The following is a 16,206-nucleotide window of genomic DNA, read 5'->3' on the forward strand; positions in this document are numbered from 1 at the left end:
CCATCCTATGAAAAATGGGACACGCTTATGACAAGCTCTCCTGTTTCAAATGGCGAGGGATTGTGGTACAATAACCGTACGCGGCCGCCGGCGACGCTGCCGGCCGCTTTGGAAAACAGGGAGAGGAATGAAAAAATGCGTGGGAAACAAGGCGGCCGTTGGCGCTTTCTCTACGAGTGCTCGGCCGGTTTTGGAAAATATTTTGTCTTCGCGTTGGCGGCGACGGTCGGGGCGATTCTCTTCTCGTTTCTGACGCCGCAGATCGTGCGCGTCACCGTCGACTCGGTCATCGACAGCGAGCCCTTTGCGCTGCCCGGCTTTCTGGTGCGGCTGCTCGAGGCCTGCGGCGGACGGGAGGCGCTGCGGCGCAACCTGTGGGTTCTGGCGCTGCTCTCAATGGGTTGTGCAGCCTTTGCGGGCCTGTTCAATTTTGCGCGGCGCTACAACACCTATAAGGCTGCCGAGTCGGTTGCCAAACGCATGCGCGACAGCCTCTTCGCTCACATACAGCGCCTGCCTTTCGACTGGCACATGAAAAATCAGACAGGCGACATCATCCAGCGCTGCACCTCCGATGTGGAGACGGTGCGCGTCTTTCTCGCATCGCAGATGATGGAGCTTGTGCGCACGGTGCTGCTGGTGGTACTCGCGTTTGTGCTGATGGTGAAAATACACCTGGGGCTCTCGCTTCTGGCGCTTGCCTTTATGCCCTTTATCGCGCTGTACACCATCACATTTTATCAGAAGTTCGGCAACCGCTTTCTCGTGGCCGACGAGGCGGAGGGCAAGCTCACCTCAGTCGCACAGGAGAATTTGACCGGTGTGCGGGTGGTCAAGGCCTTTGGGCGCGAGAGCTACGAGCTCGACAAGTTCCGGCGTCAGAACGACGTCTTCACAAATCTCTGGCTCAAGCTCGGCAATCTGCTGAGCGTCTTCTGGGGCCTCGGCGACTTTATCACAGCCTTTCAGACCATGGTGATTCTGGTCGCGTCGGTCTGGGTGGTGGTCGGCGGCGGGCTGACGCTCGGTGCCGCGCTGACCTTTGCCACCTACAATTCCATGCTCATCTGGCCGGTGAGAAACCTCGGGCGAATCCTCTCCGAGATGAGCAAGTCCGGCGTGTCGCTCGGCCGCCTCAAGGAGATCATGGACGCGCGTGAGGAGAGCCCGCAGCCCCCGCGTGAGGTGGACTTTGGCGGCGAGATCCGCTTTGAACATGTCACATTCGCCTACGACGGGGAAACCCCCGTTTTAAAAGACGTGAGCTTCTCCATCCCCGGCGGGGGGACGCTCGGCATTCTCGGCGGCACAGGCAGCGGCAAGAGCACACTGATGCATCTTCTGACCCGTCTCTACGACATCCGGCCCGACTGCGGGCGCATCACCATCGGCGGGGTGGACATCCGGGATATCGACCGGGACACACTGCGCCGCAACATCGGCCTTGTGCTTCAGGAGCCCTTTCTCTTCTCGCGGACCATCCGCGAGAACATTGCGGCCACAAGGCCGGGCGAGTCGATGGAAGCGGTGCGTGCCACGGCGCGCATCGCGAGTGTGGACGAGGAGATTCTAAGCTTCGCCGACGGGTATGACACGGTTGTCGGCGAGAGGGGGGTCACACTCTCGGGCGGCCAGCGCCAGCGTGTCGCCATTGCGCGAACTCTCATGCAGGACAGCCCGGTGATGGTCTTTGACGACTCACTCTCGGCGGTGGATGCCGGCACCGATCAGAAAATCCGCTCGGCGCTCTTCGCGAGCACCGGAAAAAAGACGGTGTTCATCATCTCGCACCGGATCACGACGCTCATGCACGCCGATCACATTCTCGTGCTGCAGGACGGGCGCGTGAGCGAGCAGGGCACTCATGGGGAGCTTGTCGAAGCCTGCGGCATCTACCGAAAAATCTATGATATGCAGCGCAGCGTGGAGTCGTCCGCGGCCGAGGGAGAGGAGGGTGCGCTTTGAATTCATTTGAAACCATCGAGGGCAAGCGCAACTTCGATCTGCGGGTGTGGGCGAAGCTCGGGCGCTTCTTTCGGGCCTATTCGCGCCAGATTGCCGGCTGTATGTCGGTGATGCTGGTCGTATCGGTGATCGACATCATTCTGCCGCTGTTTCAGCGCTATGCCATCAACCATTTTATCGAGGGTCAGACGACCCGCGGTATCTGGCCGTTTACTGCCGTCTACTTTCTCACCGTGCTCTCGCAGGCGCTGCTCGTGGTGCTCTTCACCCGCCTTGCGATGCGCGTGGAGATGTGCTTTGGACGCGATCTCAAAAATGAGGCTTTCCAAAAGCTGCAGGAGCAGAGCTTCTCCTTTTACAACGTCACGCCGGTGGGCTATCTTGTCGCCCGCGTGATGAGCGACACCAACAAGATCGGCTCCATGGTCGCGTGGGGATTGGTCGATCTGATGTGGTCGGCGGTCTATGTGATCGGCGTGGTCATCGCCATGGTCATTCTCAACTGGAAGCTCGCGCTTCTGGTCATTGCCGTGGTGCCGCCCATCGCACTGACCACCGTCTGGTTTCAGCGGCGCATGCTGCGCCAGAACCGCAAGGTGCGCCACATCAATTCGCGCATCACGGGGGAGTTTAACGAGGGCATCGGCGGCGCCGTGACCACGAAGACGCTGGTTCTGCAGGACACAAGCGCCGCGCAGTTTCGCGAGACCACAGGGGAGATGAAGCGGGAGAGTCTGCGCTTTGCGCGCTACAATTCGATTTACATGCCGATCATCATCTTCTTCGGCGCGGTGTCGACGGCTCTGATTCTCGCGCGCGGCGGCCGGCTCGTCATGGACGGTGCGATCCCTTTCGGCACGCTCTCGGTCTTCATCACCTATTCCATTGGCATCTTTGAGCCCATCGAGATGCTCGCGCGCATCTTTTCCGACTTTGTGGCGACCCAGGTCAACATCGAGAGAGTGTCGGCTCTGCTCGAGCGCGAGCCCGACATTCAGGATACGCCGGAGGTTGTCGAGCGCTATGGCGACGTCTTTCATCCGAAGCGCGAGAACTTCGAGCCCGTTCGCGGAGAGATTGAATTTTGCGACGTGAGCTTTCACTACAGCGACGCCGAGGAGAACATCCTCGAGCACTTCAATCTCAAGGTGGAAGCGGGACAGACGGTGGCGATTGTCGGTGACACGGGCGCGGGCAAGAGCACGCTTGTAAATCTCGTGTGCCGCTTTTTTGAGCCCACACGGGGCGAAATCCGCATTGACGGCAAAAATTACAAGGAGCGCTCCGTCGGCTGGCTGCACGGCAATATCGGCTATGTGCTGCAGTCGCCGCATCTGTTCTCGGGCACCATCCGCGAGAACATCCGCTACGGCAAGCTCGACGCGACCGACGCCGAAATCGAGGCCGCGGCAAAGCTCGTGTCGCTCGACACGGTGGTCGCGCGGCTTGAGCAGGGTTACGATACCGACGTCGGCGAGGGGGGAGACCGCCTGTCGACCGGTGAGAAGCAGCTGGTGAGCTTTGCACGCGCGGTACTCGCCGACCCGCCGATCTTTGTGCTCGACGAGGCGACAAGCTCCATCGACACGCGCACTGAGGCCCTCATTCAAAACGCCATCAGCCGCGTGCTCAAGGGGCGAACCTCCTTTTTGATTGCCCACCGGCTCTCAACTGTGCGTTACGCCGACGTGATCCTCGTGGTCAACGGCGGAAAGATCATCGAACGGGGCACCCATGAGGAGCTTCTCGGCAGGCGGGGCTACTACTACAATCTCTATGTCCACCAGTTTGAACAGGAGAGCGCGAGCACGCTCTTTCGCGGGGAAAGAACTCTTGACGACACGGCAGAATACGGAGTATAATGCGACCACAGAAGGAGGGGGTTCCCATGAAACAGCAGCAGCGAATTCAAAATCTCACGAAGCTTGCTCTTCTGATCGCCCTTTTGGCGATTCTCACCTTTACACCACTCGGCTTCATCATGGTGCCGCCGGTGTCCATCACCATCATGCACATTCCGGTGATCATCGGGGCGGTGCTCATGGGGCCGGTCTACGGCGGTGTGCTCGGTTTTTCGTTTGGCCTGTTCAGTATGATCAAGGCTTCCTATGCGGCGGCATCTCCGGTTGATATGCTCTTCTCGCCGTTTTTTGCCGCGTCGCCGCTCGATGCGCTCAAGAGTATTGTGATGTGCTTTTTGCCGCGCATTCTGCTCGGCGTCTTCGCAGCGCTTCTCTACCGGACGTTTCGCCGGTGTATCCACAACACGCCTGTGAGTGTGGGAGTTGCGGCCGCGCTCGCCTCCGTGCTGCACACGGTCATGGTGCTCGGGTGCCTGTGGCTGTTCTTCGACGGCATTGCGTTCAAGGCGATTTTTGCGACCTTTTTGACGGTAAACGGCCTCATCGAGCTCGCTGCCGCGCCGCTGATTGCGGTGCCGGTCTGCTCGGCGCTGATGCGGCGAAAGCAGTCCTACGACTAAATGGAGAGAAAAGAGCCCCCGTCCGCTTTGGACGGGGGCTCTTTTTATGGGGCTGTTACAGGGAATTGAGAATATCTGCATAGATGCGGTCGGCGAGAGGGAGGGCCTTGACGAGGATTCCCTCGCCTCTGCTGCGGTACTTCATGACAAAGGCCTCATCCTTGATACCGGCGAGGTTGATGCGCACGTTGAGCCATGCGCCCTGCACGGCAGCCTTGAGATTCAGAGCCGCTACCCCGAGATCGGATGCGGCATTGGTGTTGGAACGGCCGACTGCCTTTTCGACAAGCTCGAGCGCGGCAAGCGAGAGCTCCATCATGGAGTAGGGCACCCTGGTCGCCGCTTTGAGCGCGTCCTGCATGGCGGCGCGGCGGGCGGCTTTCTCCTCGTCGGTGCCCTTGGGCATTGCGAAGACGGCGCTCACGCCGTTGAATGCCTCGGTGTCCTTGTCGATGCTGTCGAGAAAGCCGTCGGTGAGCACCGCCGTCTGCTCGATGAGCTCCTGCATGAGCGCCTCATGCTCGCGATATTTCTCCTTGCCGGCGGTCAGCGATGCGACCATGGAGCAGAGTGCCGAGCCGATGGAGCCCGCCAGCGCCGAAGCCGAGCCGCCGCCGGGAGCGGGGGAGTCGCTTGCGAGCTCGTGGATAAAGTCGTTTACCCGGTATTCAGACAGATTCATATGCGCTCCTTTCGATCAGAACAGGCCGGTGATCACACCGTCTCTGTCAATGTCGATTTTCTCGGCCGCCGGGGCTTTCGGCAGACCCGGCATGGTCATGACGTCGCCCATGATGACGACGGCAAAGCCCGCGCCGGCGGACAGGCGGACCTGGCGCACATTCATCACAAAACCGCTCGGCGCACGCAGAAGCTTTGCATTGTCCGAGAAAGAGTACTGGGTTTTTGCCACACAGATGGGCAGATTGCCATAGCCCATGGCCTCGATATCGGCGATTGTTTTGGCCGCGCCGCGGTCAAAGGTAACCGAAGCCGCACCATAGACTTTTTTCGCCACAGCGTCAATTTTGGCCTTGATGGAGTCGTTCTCGTCGTAGACAAACTGGAAGTGGTTTTCCCCGTCGGCAAGGGCCATGACCTTTTCGGCGAGATCCACGGCGCCGTCGCCTCCCTTGGAGAAGACCTCGGACAGAGAGACCGGCACACCGAGCTTCGCGCAGGCGTCGTTGACGAACTGGAGCTCCGCCTCGGTGTCGGAGGGGAAGCGGTTGATGGCGACCACACAGGGGAGACCGAACACCTCGGTGACGTTTTTGATGTGGCGCTCGAGATTCTCAAAGCCGCTTTTGAGCGCGTCGAGATTCTCGCTGTTGAGCTCGGCCTTGGCGACGCCCCCATGGTGCTTGAGCGCGCGCACGGTGGCGACGAGCACCACCGCCGACGGGCGGATGCCGCTCTTGCGGCACTTGATGTCGATGAATTTCTCCGCGCCGAGGTCCGCGCCGAAGCCGGCCTCTGTGATGGTGTAGTCGGCGAGCTTCATGCCGAGTCTGGTCGCAATCACGCTGTTGCAGCCGTGGGCGATGTTCGCGAACGGTCCGCCGTGGATGATGGCGGGCGTGCCGCCGAGAGTCTGTACGAGATTCGGGTCGAAAGCGTCCTTGAGCAGAGCAGCCATGGCCCCCTCGGCATGCAGATCGGCGACGGTGACCGGCTCGCCCGCAAAGGTGTAGGCGACGACCATTTTCGCAAGGCGCGCCTTGAGATCCTCGAGGTCGCTTGCCAGGCAGAACACCGCCATGACCTCGCTCGCCACGGTGATGTCGAAGCCGTCCTCACGGGGCATGCCGTTGGTCTTCGCGCCGAGGCCGTCGACGACGCAGCGCAGCTGGCGGTCGTTCATGTCCACTACGCGCCGCCAGGTGACGCGGCGCGGGTCGATGCCGAGGGCGTTGCCCTGGTAGATGTGGTTGTCAATCATGGCGGCGCAGAGGTTGTTTGCCGCACCGATGGCGTGCAGATCGCCCGTGAAGTGCAGGTTGATGTCCTCCATCGGAACAACCTGGGCATAGCCGCCGCCGGCGGCGCCGCCCTTGACGCCGAAGACCGGGCCGAGAGACGGCTCGCGCAGACACACCACGGCGCGCTTGCCGAGCTTGGTGAACGCGTCGCCGAGGCCGACGGTCGTCGTGGTCTTGCCCTCGCCCGCAGGGGTGGGGGTGATCGCGGTGACAAGAATCACCTTGGCGTCAGGTTTGCCCTCATACTGGGCGACCAGACGGTGATCGATCTTGGCCTTGTACTTGCCGTAGCAGGAGATCTGGTCCTCATGAAGCCCCAGCTTTGCTGCGATCTGGCCGATGGGTTCAAGCTTTGCGGCCTGTGCGATTTCGATGTCGGTTTTCATTGGTCGTTATCCCCTTTCTATCATGACAGTACCGTTTTTGACGACGGTTCTGACTTGGTTGTTGCCGTAGCGGTAGAAGATAAAGTCGAGATCCGGCGCGTCCCAGAGCACGAGATCGGCCTTTTTGCCCGGTTCGACCGTGCCGACGGTTTCGGCGCGGCCGATGGCCGCCGCCGCATTGAGCGTGACCGCTGTGAGCACCTGCTCCGGCGTCATTTTGTACTGGTAGCAGGCGAGATTCATCGGCAGCTGAAGCGACAGATTCGGGCTCGAGCCCGGATTGAAGTCGCTGGCCACCGCAACTGGAATGCCGAGAGACATCATATCCTGCACCCGAGCAAAGGGCTTGCCGAGGTAGAAAGAGGTCGCAGGGAGCACGACGGCGATGGTGCCGCCTCTGGCCATGGCGGCGAGGCCCTCGTCGTCGGCCGCAATCAGATGCTCGGCCGAGTGGGTCGGCAGTTCGCCTGCGAGGACGGCGCCGCCGATGGCGTCGATCTCGTCGGCGTGGATCTTGGTTTTGAGACCGTGCTCGCGCGCGGCGGTGAGAATCCGGCGGGACTCCTCCGCGGAGAAGACGCCGGTCTCGCAGAAGATGTCGCAGAATTCTGCCAGACGCTCTTTCGCGACGAGGGGGATCATCTGCTCGATGAGCAGGCGCACATAGCCCTCTCGGTCGTCACTGTACTCCTCGGGCAATGCGTGAGCTCCCATAAAGGTCGCCACGAGATCGACCGGCTGAATGTCGTCAAGCTTGCGAATGGCCAGCAGCTGCTTTTTCTCCTCCTCGGTCGACAGGCCGTAGCCGCTCTTGGCCTCGCAGGTGGTGGTGCCGTGCTCCAGCATGGTGTGCAGCAGCCCCACGCCCTTGCCGACGAGCTCATCGAGCGAGGCCGCACGGGTCGCGCGTACCGTCGAGAGGATGCCGCCGCCGCTTTTGAGAATGTCGAGATAGGGAACACCGTGCAGCTTGAGCCCGAGCTCATGCTGCCGCCAGCCGCCGAAGACGAGGTGGGTGTGCGCATCGACGAGGCCGGGCGTCGCAAGGCAGCCGCCCGCATCGAGCACGGCGGTGTCGGCGTCAACGAAAGAGCGCAGCTGCTCTTCGCTGCCCACACCGAGAAAGACGCCGCCGCCCATCGCGACACAGACGTTCTCATGTGTCTCGATCTGGCCCTGGGCAGCGCCCGCTTTGGGGACGCTGCCGGTGGGCGTTGCGAGCAGACCGATGTTTTTGATCAGCAGATCGGCATGACTGTTCATCCCGTACCCCCGATCAGAGCAGGTGGTTTTCGAGCACCTGGACCTTGGAGTCGAAGTTTTCGAGCTTGAGATAGTACTCGGCGCTGTCGACCAGAGCGTTCATCGGCGTCAGGCCGATGATCTCGCTGCCAATGATCTGCACGCCGTAGCGCGCCGCTTCGGCGCGCACGAGCTCAAACACCCGGTAGAGCGGGGTCTTGACGTAGTTGCACATGTTGATCGAGACCTGGGCGATGTTGCGGTCCTCGAGCATGACGCCGATGGATTTGACATATTTAAGCCCACCGGAGGACTCGCGGATGATCTTGGCGATGTTGTTGGCGATCTGGATATCCGAGGTGGAGAGGTTGATGTTGAACGCCACCAGGGGAGCGCGCGCGCCGATGGCGACAACGCCCGCTGTCGGGTGAATTTCCGCCTTGCCGTAGTCGGGCTGCCACTTCGGGTCTTTGAGCTTTTCGGGCATACCCTCAAACTGGCCCTTACGAATGGCGGCGAGATTCTTTCTCTCTGGGGCGCTTGCCGACTCCTCATAGAGGAAGACCGGAATGCCGAGTTCGCTGTTGACACGCTCGGCGACCTGCTTCGACAGGGTGATGCAGTCCTCCATCGTCACGTCCTGAATCGGCACGAAAGGCACGACGTCGACGGCGCCCATGCGCGGATGCTCGCCGGTATGCTTGGTCAGATCAATGGTCTCGGCGGCCTTTTTTGCCAGGCGGAACGCCGCTTCCCCAATGCCCTCAGGGGAGCCGACCATGGTGAACACGCTGCGGTTGTGGCTCTCGTCCGACGAGTGGTCGAGCAGAATCACGCCCGGTACGGACTGCGCCTCGCTGACGAGGGCCTCGATGACCTCGCTGCGGCGGCCCTCGCTGAAGTTCGGGATGCACTCAATGAGTTTAGCCATAATTTTTCTCCTCTTTATTTGACTTTGGCGGCGACGGTCTTTTTGACCAGCTCGTCGTCCGGGATGAACGGCAGGGTGATGTGACCCTTGCCCGCATAGTTCTCGTTGTAGGCCTTTGCGACCTCCATGGCGTGGGGATTTCTCGCCCAGCTGCGCCGCGCGACGCCGCCCATGACGTCCCACATCATGGCGGATTTGAGAATTTCGTCGACGCGCTCGCTGCCGTCGAGCACCATGCCGAAGCCGCCGTTGATGCACTTGCCGATGCCGACGCCGCCGCCGTTGTGCAGCGCGACAAGGCTCATGCCGCGCGCGGCATTGCCCGCGTAGCACTGGGTGGCCATGTCGGCCATGACGTTCGAGCCGTCCTTGATGTTTGAGGTCTCACGGAACGGGGAGTCGGTACCGCTGACATCGTGGTGGTCGCGCCCGAGCATCACAGGGCCGATTTTGCCCTCGCGCACAAGCTCGTTGAATTTCAGGGCGATGCGCGTGCGGCCCTCGGCGTCGCTGTAGAGAATGCGCGCCTGCGTGCCGACGACGAGTTTGTTTTTCTCGGCGTCGCGAATCCACACCCAGTTGTCGCGGTCCTGCGCGCGGCGGCTCGGGTCGATGCAGCTCATCGCCGCCTCGTCCGTGGCGTGCAGATCTGCGGGATCACCGGACAGGCATACCCAGCGGAACGGGCCGTAGCCGTAGTCGAAGAGCTCCGGTCCCATGATGTCCTCGACGTAGGACGGGAAGATGAAGCCGTCTTTCTCGTCGACGCCGTTTTTGCTGATCTCCTTGACGCCGGCATCGTAGATGGCTTTGAGGAACGAGTTGCCGTAGTCGAAGAAGTAGGTGCCGCGCTCGGTGAGGGTCTTGATGAGTTCGTAGTGGCGGCGCAGCGACTGGTCGACGAGCTCATGGAATTTTTTGCGGTCGTGCGCGAGCATCTCGGTGCGCTCGGCAAAGGTCAGCCCCTGCGGGCAGTAGCCGCCCTCATAGGCGTTGTGGCAGGAGGTCTGATCCGAGAGCAGATCGATCTTCTTGTTGTTTTTGACGGCGTATTCGAGCAGATCGACGATGTTGCCGTGGTAGGCGATGGAGATGGTCTCTTTTTTCGCGAGGTACTCCTCGGCGATGCGGAAAGTCTCTTCGAGGCTCTCTGTCACAACTGAAACCCAGCCCTGGTCGTGGCGGGTCTTGATGCGCGAGGCGTCGACTTCGGCGAAGATGCCGACGGCGTTGGCGATCTCAGCCGCTTTCGGCTGCGCGCCGCTCATGCCGCCGAGACCGGAGGAGACGAACGTGTATCCGCGCAGATCGCCGTCGGCGGGGATGCCGAGCCTCTGGCGGCCGGCGTTCAAAATGGTGTTGAATGTGCCGTGGACGATGCCCTGGGGGCCGATGTACATCCAGCCGCCGGCGGTCATCTGACCGTAGTTGGCGACCCCCATCTCCTCGGCAATCTCCCAGTCCTGAAGATTGTCGAACATGCCGACCATCAGGCCGTTGGTGATGATGACACGCGGCGCCGTGGGTTTGGAGGGGAACAGGCCGACCGGATGGCCGGAGGCCATGACAAGGGTCTGATCCTGTGTGAGAACCTCGAGATATTTTTTGATCAGGCGGTACTGCAGCCAGTCGTGGCAGACGCTGCCGGTCTCGCCGTAGGTGACCAGCTCATAGGGGTAGAGCGCGACCTCAAAGTCGAGGTTGTTGTCAATCATGACCTGAAAGGCCTTGCCCTCGATGCAGTTGCCCTTGTACTCGTCGATGGGCTTGCCGTAGATTCTGCCCTCGGGGCGGAAGCGATAGGCGTAGATGCGCCCATAGGTCACAAGCTCCTCCATGAATTCGGGCGCGAGGGTCTCGTGCCACTGTTCGGGGACGTAGCGCAGCGCATTTTTCAGTGCAAGTTCGGCCTGCGCCTGCGTCAGGCGAAAGCCGCGGTCGGGCGCGCGGCGGATGCCTTCGACAAATTTCGGATAGGGGGGAAGCTCCCCGTCGAGCTTCACGGTCATGGCCTGGGCCATCGTCTTATTGTCAATCATGGTACTGCCTCCTCACTCAAATGTCGTCTTATTTCAGAGCACCGATCGCGTGCTCCACCGTACTGAGGATCTCGCCGCTCTGGATGAGCTTTGCGGCCTTATCCATATCATAGCAGAAAATCCGGTCATCTTCCATAAATTCCACGTGTTTGCGGAAGAGATCGTAGGCGGCCTTTGTGCCCCGGCCGAGCTTGTCGGCCCCGCGGAAATCGGCGCCCTGAGCGGCGCACATCAGCTCAATGCCGAGGACCGACGCGACGTGGCTGATGACAGTGCGGGCCTTGCGCGCGGCGATGGTGCCCATGCTGACATGGTCCTCCTGGTTGGCGGAGGTCGGGATGGAGTCGACGCTCGCCGGATGGGCGAGCACCTTGTTCTCGCTGACGACGGCAGCCGCCGCGTACTGCGGGATCATAAAGCCGCAGTTGAGGCCGCCGTTGTTGCACAGGAAAGCCGGCAGACCATTGGAGAGAGCGGGGTTCAAAAGCCGCTCAATGCGCCGCTCGGAGACGTTGGCGTACTCGCTCATGGCAATGGCGAGCGTATCCATGGCAATCGCGACCGGCTGGCCGTGGAAGTTGCCGCCGGAGAAGACCGCGCCGCCCTTGTCGTCGGGGAAGATCAGCGGGTTGTCGGTGGCGGAGTTGATCTCGGTCTCAATGACGCCCTTGACATACTCGAGCGCCGGGCGGCTCGCGCCGTGAATCTGCGGGACGCAGCGCAGGGTGTAGGCATCCTGTACGCGCTTTTCGCCCTGGTGGGTGGTGAGCCTGCTGCCCTCAACGATGCGCAGCAGATTCTCGGCGACATGGATCTGCCCCTCGTGCGGGCGGGCGTGGTGCACACGCGGATCGTAGGCGTCGGTGATGCCCTCGAGCGCCTCGAGGGAGAGAGCCGCGGTGATGTCGGCCGACTTCGAGAGGATGAGCGCATCGTGGACCGCGAGCACCGCGACGCCCATCATGGCGCAGGTGCCGTTGATCAGCGCAAGGCCCTCCTTGGCCTTGAGAGTCACGGGGGTGATACCGGCTTTCTTCATGGCCTCGCCGCCCGGCATGACAACGCCCTGATACTCAGCCTCGCCCTCGCCCATGAGCGGGAGCACCATGTGGGACAGCGGGCAGAGATCGCCGCTCGAGCCGACCGAGCCCTTTTCGCGGACAATCGGGTGGACGCCCTTGTTGATCATGTCAAGGAGAGTCTGCACCGTCACCAGGCGGATGCCTGAAAAGCCCTTTGCGAGGGCGTTGACACGCAGCACCATCATAGCACGCACAATTTCGGTGTCAAAGGGCTCACCGATGCCGCAGACATCCGAATAGATCAGCCGGCGCTGCAGCTCGTCGAGTTCCTCGTCGGAGATGGCGACATCTGAGAAGCGGCCGAAGCCGGTGTTGATGCCGTAGATGACGCGCTTTTCCTCGACAAAACGCTCCACGAGCTTGCGGGAGTCCTCGATTTTTTTGATGGACTCTTTCGTGAGCTCCACTTTTGCGCCGTGGCGCGCGACCTCGACCACCTGGTCGATGGAGAGAGTCTCGCCGTCAAGATAGATGGTTGACATACTGGTTCCTCCTTATTTTTTACATAATATCATGTTTTGAGTTTTCTGTATTCAGGTCTGGTGTATGAAATACAACAGAATTTAAAGCGTTTTTTTCAGCGTTGTGCTGCAACAGATCACCGGTTGTTCACTTTTGTTTGTGACTTGAAGCCTCGCGGGCAGTTCGCTCAGAAGCAAACTGTCGCCCTCGCCGAGCGTATGGTGCACCCCGCCGATGGCGAGCTCGGCCGCGCCGAGCGGTGCATGGAGAAGTACAAAATCGGGCGAACTCTCGCCGCTGAGCGCGTGGGTCTCGCCCGGCTGTATGGCGAGAAGAGAGCCGCCGTGCCCCTCGGCCACCATGAGATTGAAGTCGCGCCCCGTACCGGCGCTCACCGTGCGGATGCCGCCGGGAAAGCTCACCGAGTCAAAGGCGGCGAGTTTTACGGGCGCGAGCGCATCGAATTTCAGCGAGAGTTCCCCCCCGAGAATCATCAGATAGCGCTCAAAGCCGGGCAGCAGCGTAAAGTCGGACGGCGATTCGTTCACCGTGGCGGAGCTGATGCGAAACAGGAAGTTTCGTGCCGCATAGTCGGCGCCGGGAGGATAGAGAAAGAGCTCGGTTGTGGACCCGCCCGACCAGTCGGTGGTGCGGTAGTCGGCGGGGTGCAGAAGCTGTGTCTTCATACTGCCTCCTTAGCTTTGTATTAGTTGTAGGAAAAGTCCTTTGAGTCCATCATAGCGAACTGTCCGGCAAATTTCCATCGTTTTGAAAAAGTAGTCAGCTTAGTAGTCATGTAAAGCGACAAAAGCCCCGCAAAGTAGCATGATAAAGCGAAAAAACAGACCTGCCAATCGGGTCGGCAGGTCTGTCTGCAAGGGGGAAAATATGAGAAGCTGTTTTTGGTGGATTCACAGAAGCCCGAGTGCCTGCAGAGACCCGCGAAGACGCTGTGCGGCAGCCGCGTCCGTGCGCGTCAGGGGAGGGCGTACCACGTCGTTTTCCATCAGCCCCGTCAAAACGCCGGCATATTTGTAGCCCGCTGTGTTCGGCGCGGCCTTGAGCGCGTCGCGCAGCCGCAGAAGCTCATACTGTGCGCATCTTGCTCCGGCGAGATCGCCGGCAAAATAGCGCTCACAGATCCGCTTTACGGGAGCGGGGAAAACCGTGGACAGAAACGAGACCACGCCCTCGCCGCCGAGAGCCAGAGTGGGGAAGATGGTCGCGTCGCTCCCAGCGAGCAGACAGACATCCTGTCGGGTGAGCTGCCCTGCGACGGACTGCAGATGGATGATGTTCTGCGTGCTGTCCTTGTAGGCGAAGACATTCTTATTTTCGTTAATTAGCCGCGCTGTAAGGCTGGGGGAGAGGGTGTTCTGCGACTGCGGCATGTTGTACAGACAGACCGGGACACCGGCGTGAGCCATGAGCGTCTCAAAGTAGTCCGAAAGCCCCGCCTCGCTGTAGGCGAGAAGCCCCGGCGGACAGAGGGAGACGGCGTCGGCGCCGGCCTGCTCAAAGCATTCGAGCAGCTGCAGAGAATGCTCCAGTGAGGGGTGGATGACGTTTGCGATGACAGGGAGTCTGCCGCCGGCGAAAGCCGCCGTACGGCGAACGAGCTCCACCTGTTCATCGGCTGTCATGAAAATGGTCTCGGTTCCCACGCCGTGCAGAAAGAGCGCACGGACCCCGGCGGAAATCTGAAATGAGACGAGCCTCTCGAGAGCGGACCAGTCGATGGAGCCGTCCTCCCGCAGGGGAGTGAACATCTCAGTTGATACGCCGCGCAGATTGAGCGCGCCCATATCAGTACCCCTGAGCCGCCTCGCCGGCGAGAATTTTGACGGCTGAACTTGTGCCGATGCGCTCACAGCCCTCGCCGAGGAATGCCTCAAGGTCAGCGGCCGTCTTGACGCCGCCCGCGGCTTTCATCTTGACGTCCGGACCGATGTGGCGTTTGAAGAGCTGAATGTCCTCGAGCTTGGCGCCGGCGGTGCCGAAGCCGGTCGAGGTCTTGATGAAGTCGGCTTTCTGTTCGGTGATGATTTCGCACAGGCGAATCTTCTCCTGCTCGGTGAGATAGCAGGTCTCGATGATGACCTTGAGCACAGAGCCCTCGGTGGCGCGGCGCAGCGCGCCGATCTCGGCGGACACTCTGTCAAAGTCGCCGTTTTTCACGTCGCAGACGTTGATGACCATGTCGATCTCACTCGCGCCTTCGGCAATGGCCTGTTTGGCCTCACACACTTTGACCTCGGTGACGCAGTAGCCAAGCGGAAAACCGATGACGGTGCAGACGTTCAGCTGCGGATAGGCCTCTTTCGCACGCTTGACATAGCAGGGGGGGATGCAGACGGAGGCGGTCCGGTACTTGAGCGCGTCCTCACAGATGACCTTGATTTCCTCCCAGGTGGATGTGGGCCTTAAGAGAGTGTGGTCAATGTGGCTCAGAATCTCGCTGTGGGTCATGATACAGTCCTCCTTAGAAAGTAAAAAATAAAATGTGAGCAAAATAAAAATGTTAATAAAATTATCATTTATTAACATTAATATAGTTTACAGTTCTATAAATGTCAACTATTTTAGCAAATATCAGTAAAAAATATCAAAATGCCGAAAAATCAGAAACGTTTTTGTGAATATTTTCATATTTGATTTTTTCACGCTAATAAAGGTAACAAAAACAGGCGCAAACTTATTTACATTGTATGATATTTGTGTTAAATTATAGATAAGAGGTCTGTGTTGCATCGGCGACAGGCCGCTTACGCGAGCCGCGACGAATGGGAGTGTGCCATATGAGCAAGAAGACACAGAGAATCGAGCAGATCATCGGCTACTTGAAAGTGAATAACGGGGCCTCCATCAAAGAGATTGCAGACATGCTGGGGGTATCCGAGATGACGGTCCGCCGCGACCTCTACGAGCTGCGTGAGCAGAATGTGATCAACTACATTTCCGGCGTTGCCATCTACAACCCCGAGAATGCGGACGTCGTCGACAAAAGGAACTATGAGCTGTCGGACGAGAAGCTGGTCAACGAGGAGAAGAAAATCCGCATCGGCAAGGCGGCTGCCGCTATGATCGAGCCCGGTGATATCATCATCATTGACACTGGCACCACAACGGAAAAACTGGTTCGTTACATTGACGATGACCTTGCGATTACGGTGTTGTGCTACAACGCCAACACAATGTTCGAAATGCTCAAGAAAAAGAGCAGCAACATTCTCTTCGCGGGCGGCGTCTACCACGCCAATACCCAGATGTTTGAGAGCCCGGAGGGCATCAACCTCATCCGCCGCACCCGCGCAACCAAGGTCTTCATTTCGGCGGCGGGCGTCAGCGAGAACCTTGGAATCACCTGTGCGAACCTCTATGAGGTAGAGACAAAGCGCGCGATCATCGAGTCTGGTCTCAAGCATATCCTCCTGGTTGACTCAAGTAAGTTTGACAAAATCCGTCCCGCCTTTTTCGCGCCGCTTTCGAAAATAGACGCGATCATCACTGACAGCGGCGTCTCGGAGGAGTGGGTGGATAAAATTCACCGTATGAGCATCGAACTGCAAATCGTATAAAAAAACAGCCGTGGTGCTCTAGTTTAAGGCTGTGTTTTATGAAACACGCTTCGCTCG

General features: G+C 59.8%; 13 protein-coding genes. 4 read left to right on the plus strand and 9 right to left on the minus strand.

Features of this window, described 5'->3' with window-relative positions:
* Positions 1-135 precede the first annotated feature (135 nt).
* The 3 genes from H8695_RS01360 to H8695_RS01370 are packed head-to-tail and all read left to right on the plus strand — an operon-like array spanning position 136 to position 4,447.
* Complete coding sequence (locus tag H8695_RS01360) at positions 136-1,965, plus strand: ABC transporter ATP-binding protein (RefSeq protein ID WP_249299015.1); 1,830 nt, start codon at positions 136-138, stop codon at positions 1,963-1,965.
* Complete coding sequence (locus H8695_RS01365) at positions 1,962-3,827, plus strand: ABC transporter ATP-binding protein (protein ID WP_249299016.1); 1,866 nt, start codon at positions 1,962-1,964, stop codon at positions 3,825-3,827. Before H8695_RS01360 ends, H8695_RS01365 begins: the two co-directional genes overlap by 4 nt.
* Positions 3,828-3,853: 26 nt before the next feature.
* A complete protein-coding gene (locus H8695_RS01370; protein ID WP_249299018.1) occupies positions 3,854-4,447 on the plus strand; it encodes an ECF transporter S component in 594 nt (197 codons plus the stop codon).
* A gap of 55 nt (positions 4,448-4,502) precedes the next feature.
* On the opposite strand, the gene H8695_RS01375 is transcribed toward H8695_RS01370, so the two are convergent.
* From H8695_RS01375 to deoC, 9 genes are all read right to left on the minus strand, one after another.
* Positions 4,503-5,129, minus strand: coding sequence for a cyclodeaminase/cyclohydrolase family protein (locus tag H8695_RS01375; protein ID WP_249299020.1), 627 nt, complete (start codon positions 5,127-5,129; stop codon positions 4,503-4,505).
* Positions 5,130-5,144: 15 nt separating this feature from the next.
* Positions 5,145-6,815 carry a formate--tetrahydrofolate ligase gene (locus tag H8695_RS01380; protein WP_249299022.1) on the minus strand — a complete coding sequence of 557 codons (1,671 nt, stop codon included), beginning with the start codon at positions 6,813-6,815 and terminating at the stop codon, positions 5,145-5,147.
* Between the two features lie 6 nt (positions 6,816-6,821).
* Positions 6,822-8,078 carry an imidazolonepropionase gene (gene hutI, locus H8695_RS01385; RefSeq protein ID WP_249299024.1) on the minus strand — a complete coding sequence of 419 codons (1,257 nt, stop codon included), beginning with the start codon at positions 8,076-8,078 and terminating at the stop codon, positions 6,822-6,824.
* A 13-nt stretch (positions 8,079-8,091) separates the two neighbouring features.
* Positions 8,092-8,988, minus strand: coding sequence for a glutamate formimidoyltransferase (gene ftcD, locus H8695_RS01390; protein WP_249299026.1), 897 nt, complete (start codon positions 8,986-8,988; stop codon positions 8,092-8,094).
* 14 nt (positions 8,989-9,002) lie between these two features.
* Positions 9,003-11,027: a urocanate hydratase gene (gene hutU, locus H8695_RS01395; RefSeq protein ID WP_249299032.1), complete on the minus strand. Its 2,025-nt coding sequence runs from the start codon at positions 11,025-11,027 to the stop codon at positions 9,003-9,005.
* Between the two features lie 28 nt (positions 11,028-11,055).
* Positions 11,056-12,591: a histidine ammonia-lyase gene (hutH, locus tag H8695_RS01400; protein WP_249299034.1), complete on the minus strand. Its 1,536-nt coding sequence runs from the start codon at positions 12,589-12,591 to the stop codon at positions 11,056-11,058.
* 81 nt (positions 12,592-12,672) lie between these two features.
* A complete protein-coding gene (locus H8695_RS01405) occupies positions 12,673-13,257 on the minus strand; it encodes a HutD/Ves family protein (RefSeq protein ID WP_249299036.1) in 585 nt (194 codons plus the stop codon).
* Positions 13,258-13,482: 225 nt separating this feature from the next.
* On the minus strand, positions 13,483-14,376 hold the full coding sequence (locus tag H8695_RS01410) for a dihydrodipicolinate synthase family protein (RefSeq protein ID WP_249299038.1): 894 nt from the start codon (positions 14,374-14,376) through the stop codon (positions 13,483-13,485).
* A gap of 1 nt (position 14,377) precedes the next feature.
* Positions 14,378-15,040 carry a deoxyribose-phosphate aldolase gene (gene deoC, locus H8695_RS01415; protein ID WP_249299040.1) on the minus strand — a complete coding sequence of 221 codons (663 nt, stop codon included), beginning with the start codon at positions 15,038-15,040 and terminating at the stop codon, positions 14,378-14,380.
* A gap of 329 nt (positions 15,041-15,369) precedes the next feature.
* On the opposite strand from deoC, the gene H8695_RS01420 reads away from it, so the two are divergent.
* Positions 15,370-16,149 (plus strand): DeoR/GlpR family DNA-binding transcription regulator, encoded by a 780-nt coding sequence (locus H8695_RS01420; RefSeq protein ID WP_249299041.1) that lies wholly within the window; start codon positions 15,370-15,372, stop codon positions 16,147-16,149.
* Positions 16,150-16,206 lie beyond the last annotated feature (57 nt).

The sequence above is a fragment of the Feifania hominis genome (genome assembly GCF_014384765.1).
GTDB lineage: Bacteria > Bacillota > Clostridia > Oscillospirales > Feifaniaceae > Feifania > Feifania hominis.

What these genes read in the sequence shown, in the direction of transcription:
- H8695_RS01420 (WP_249299041.1), top strand. Translation starts at nt 15,370, where the DNA reads ATGAGCAAGAAGACACAGAGAATCGAGCAGATCATCGGCTACTTGAAA.
- hutH (WP_249299034.1), bottom strand. Translation starts at nt 12,591, where the DNA reads ATGTCAACCATCTATCTTGACGGCGAGACTCTCTCCATCGACCAGGTG.
- H8695_RS01380 (WP_249299022.1), bottom strand. Translation starts at nt 6,815, where the DNA reads ATGAAAACCGACATCGAAATCGCACAGGCCGCAAAGCTTGAACCCATC.
- hutU (WP_249299032.1), bottom strand. Translation starts at nt 11,027, where the DNA reads ATGATTGACAATAAGACGATGGCCCAGGCCATGACCGTGAAGCTCGAC.
- deoC (WP_249299040.1), bottom strand. Translation starts at nt 15,040, where the DNA reads ATGACCCACAGCGAGATTCTGAGCCACATTGACCACACTCTCTTAAGG.
- ftcD (WP_249299026.1), bottom strand. Translation starts at nt 8,988, where the DNA reads ATGGCTAAACTCATTGAGTGCATCCCGAACTTCAGCGAGGGCCGCCGC.
- H8695_RS01360 (WP_249299015.1), top strand. Translation starts at nt 136, where the DNA reads ATGCGTGGGAAACAAGGCGGCCGTTGGCGCTTTCTCTACGAGTGCTCG.
- H8695_RS01375 (WP_249299020.1), bottom strand. Translation starts at nt 5,129, where the DNA reads ATGAATCTGTCTGAATACCGGGTAAACGACTTTATCCACGAGCTCGCA.
- H8695_RS01410 (WP_249299038.1), bottom strand. Translation starts at nt 14,376, where the DNA reads ATGGGCGCGCTCAATCTGCGCGGCGTATCAACTGAGATGTTCACTCCC.
- hutI (WP_249299024.1), bottom strand. Translation starts at nt 8,078, where the DNA reads ATGAACAGTCATGCCGATCTGCTGATCAAAAACATCGGTCTGCTCGCA.
- H8695_RS01405 (WP_249299036.1), bottom strand. Translation starts at nt 13,257, where the DNA reads ATGAAGACACAGCTTCTGCACCCCGCCGACTACCGCACCACCGACTGG.
- H8695_RS01370 (WP_249299018.1), top strand. Translation starts at nt 3,854, where the DNA reads ATGAAACAGCAGCAGCGAATTCAAAATCTCACGAAGCTTGCTCTTCTG.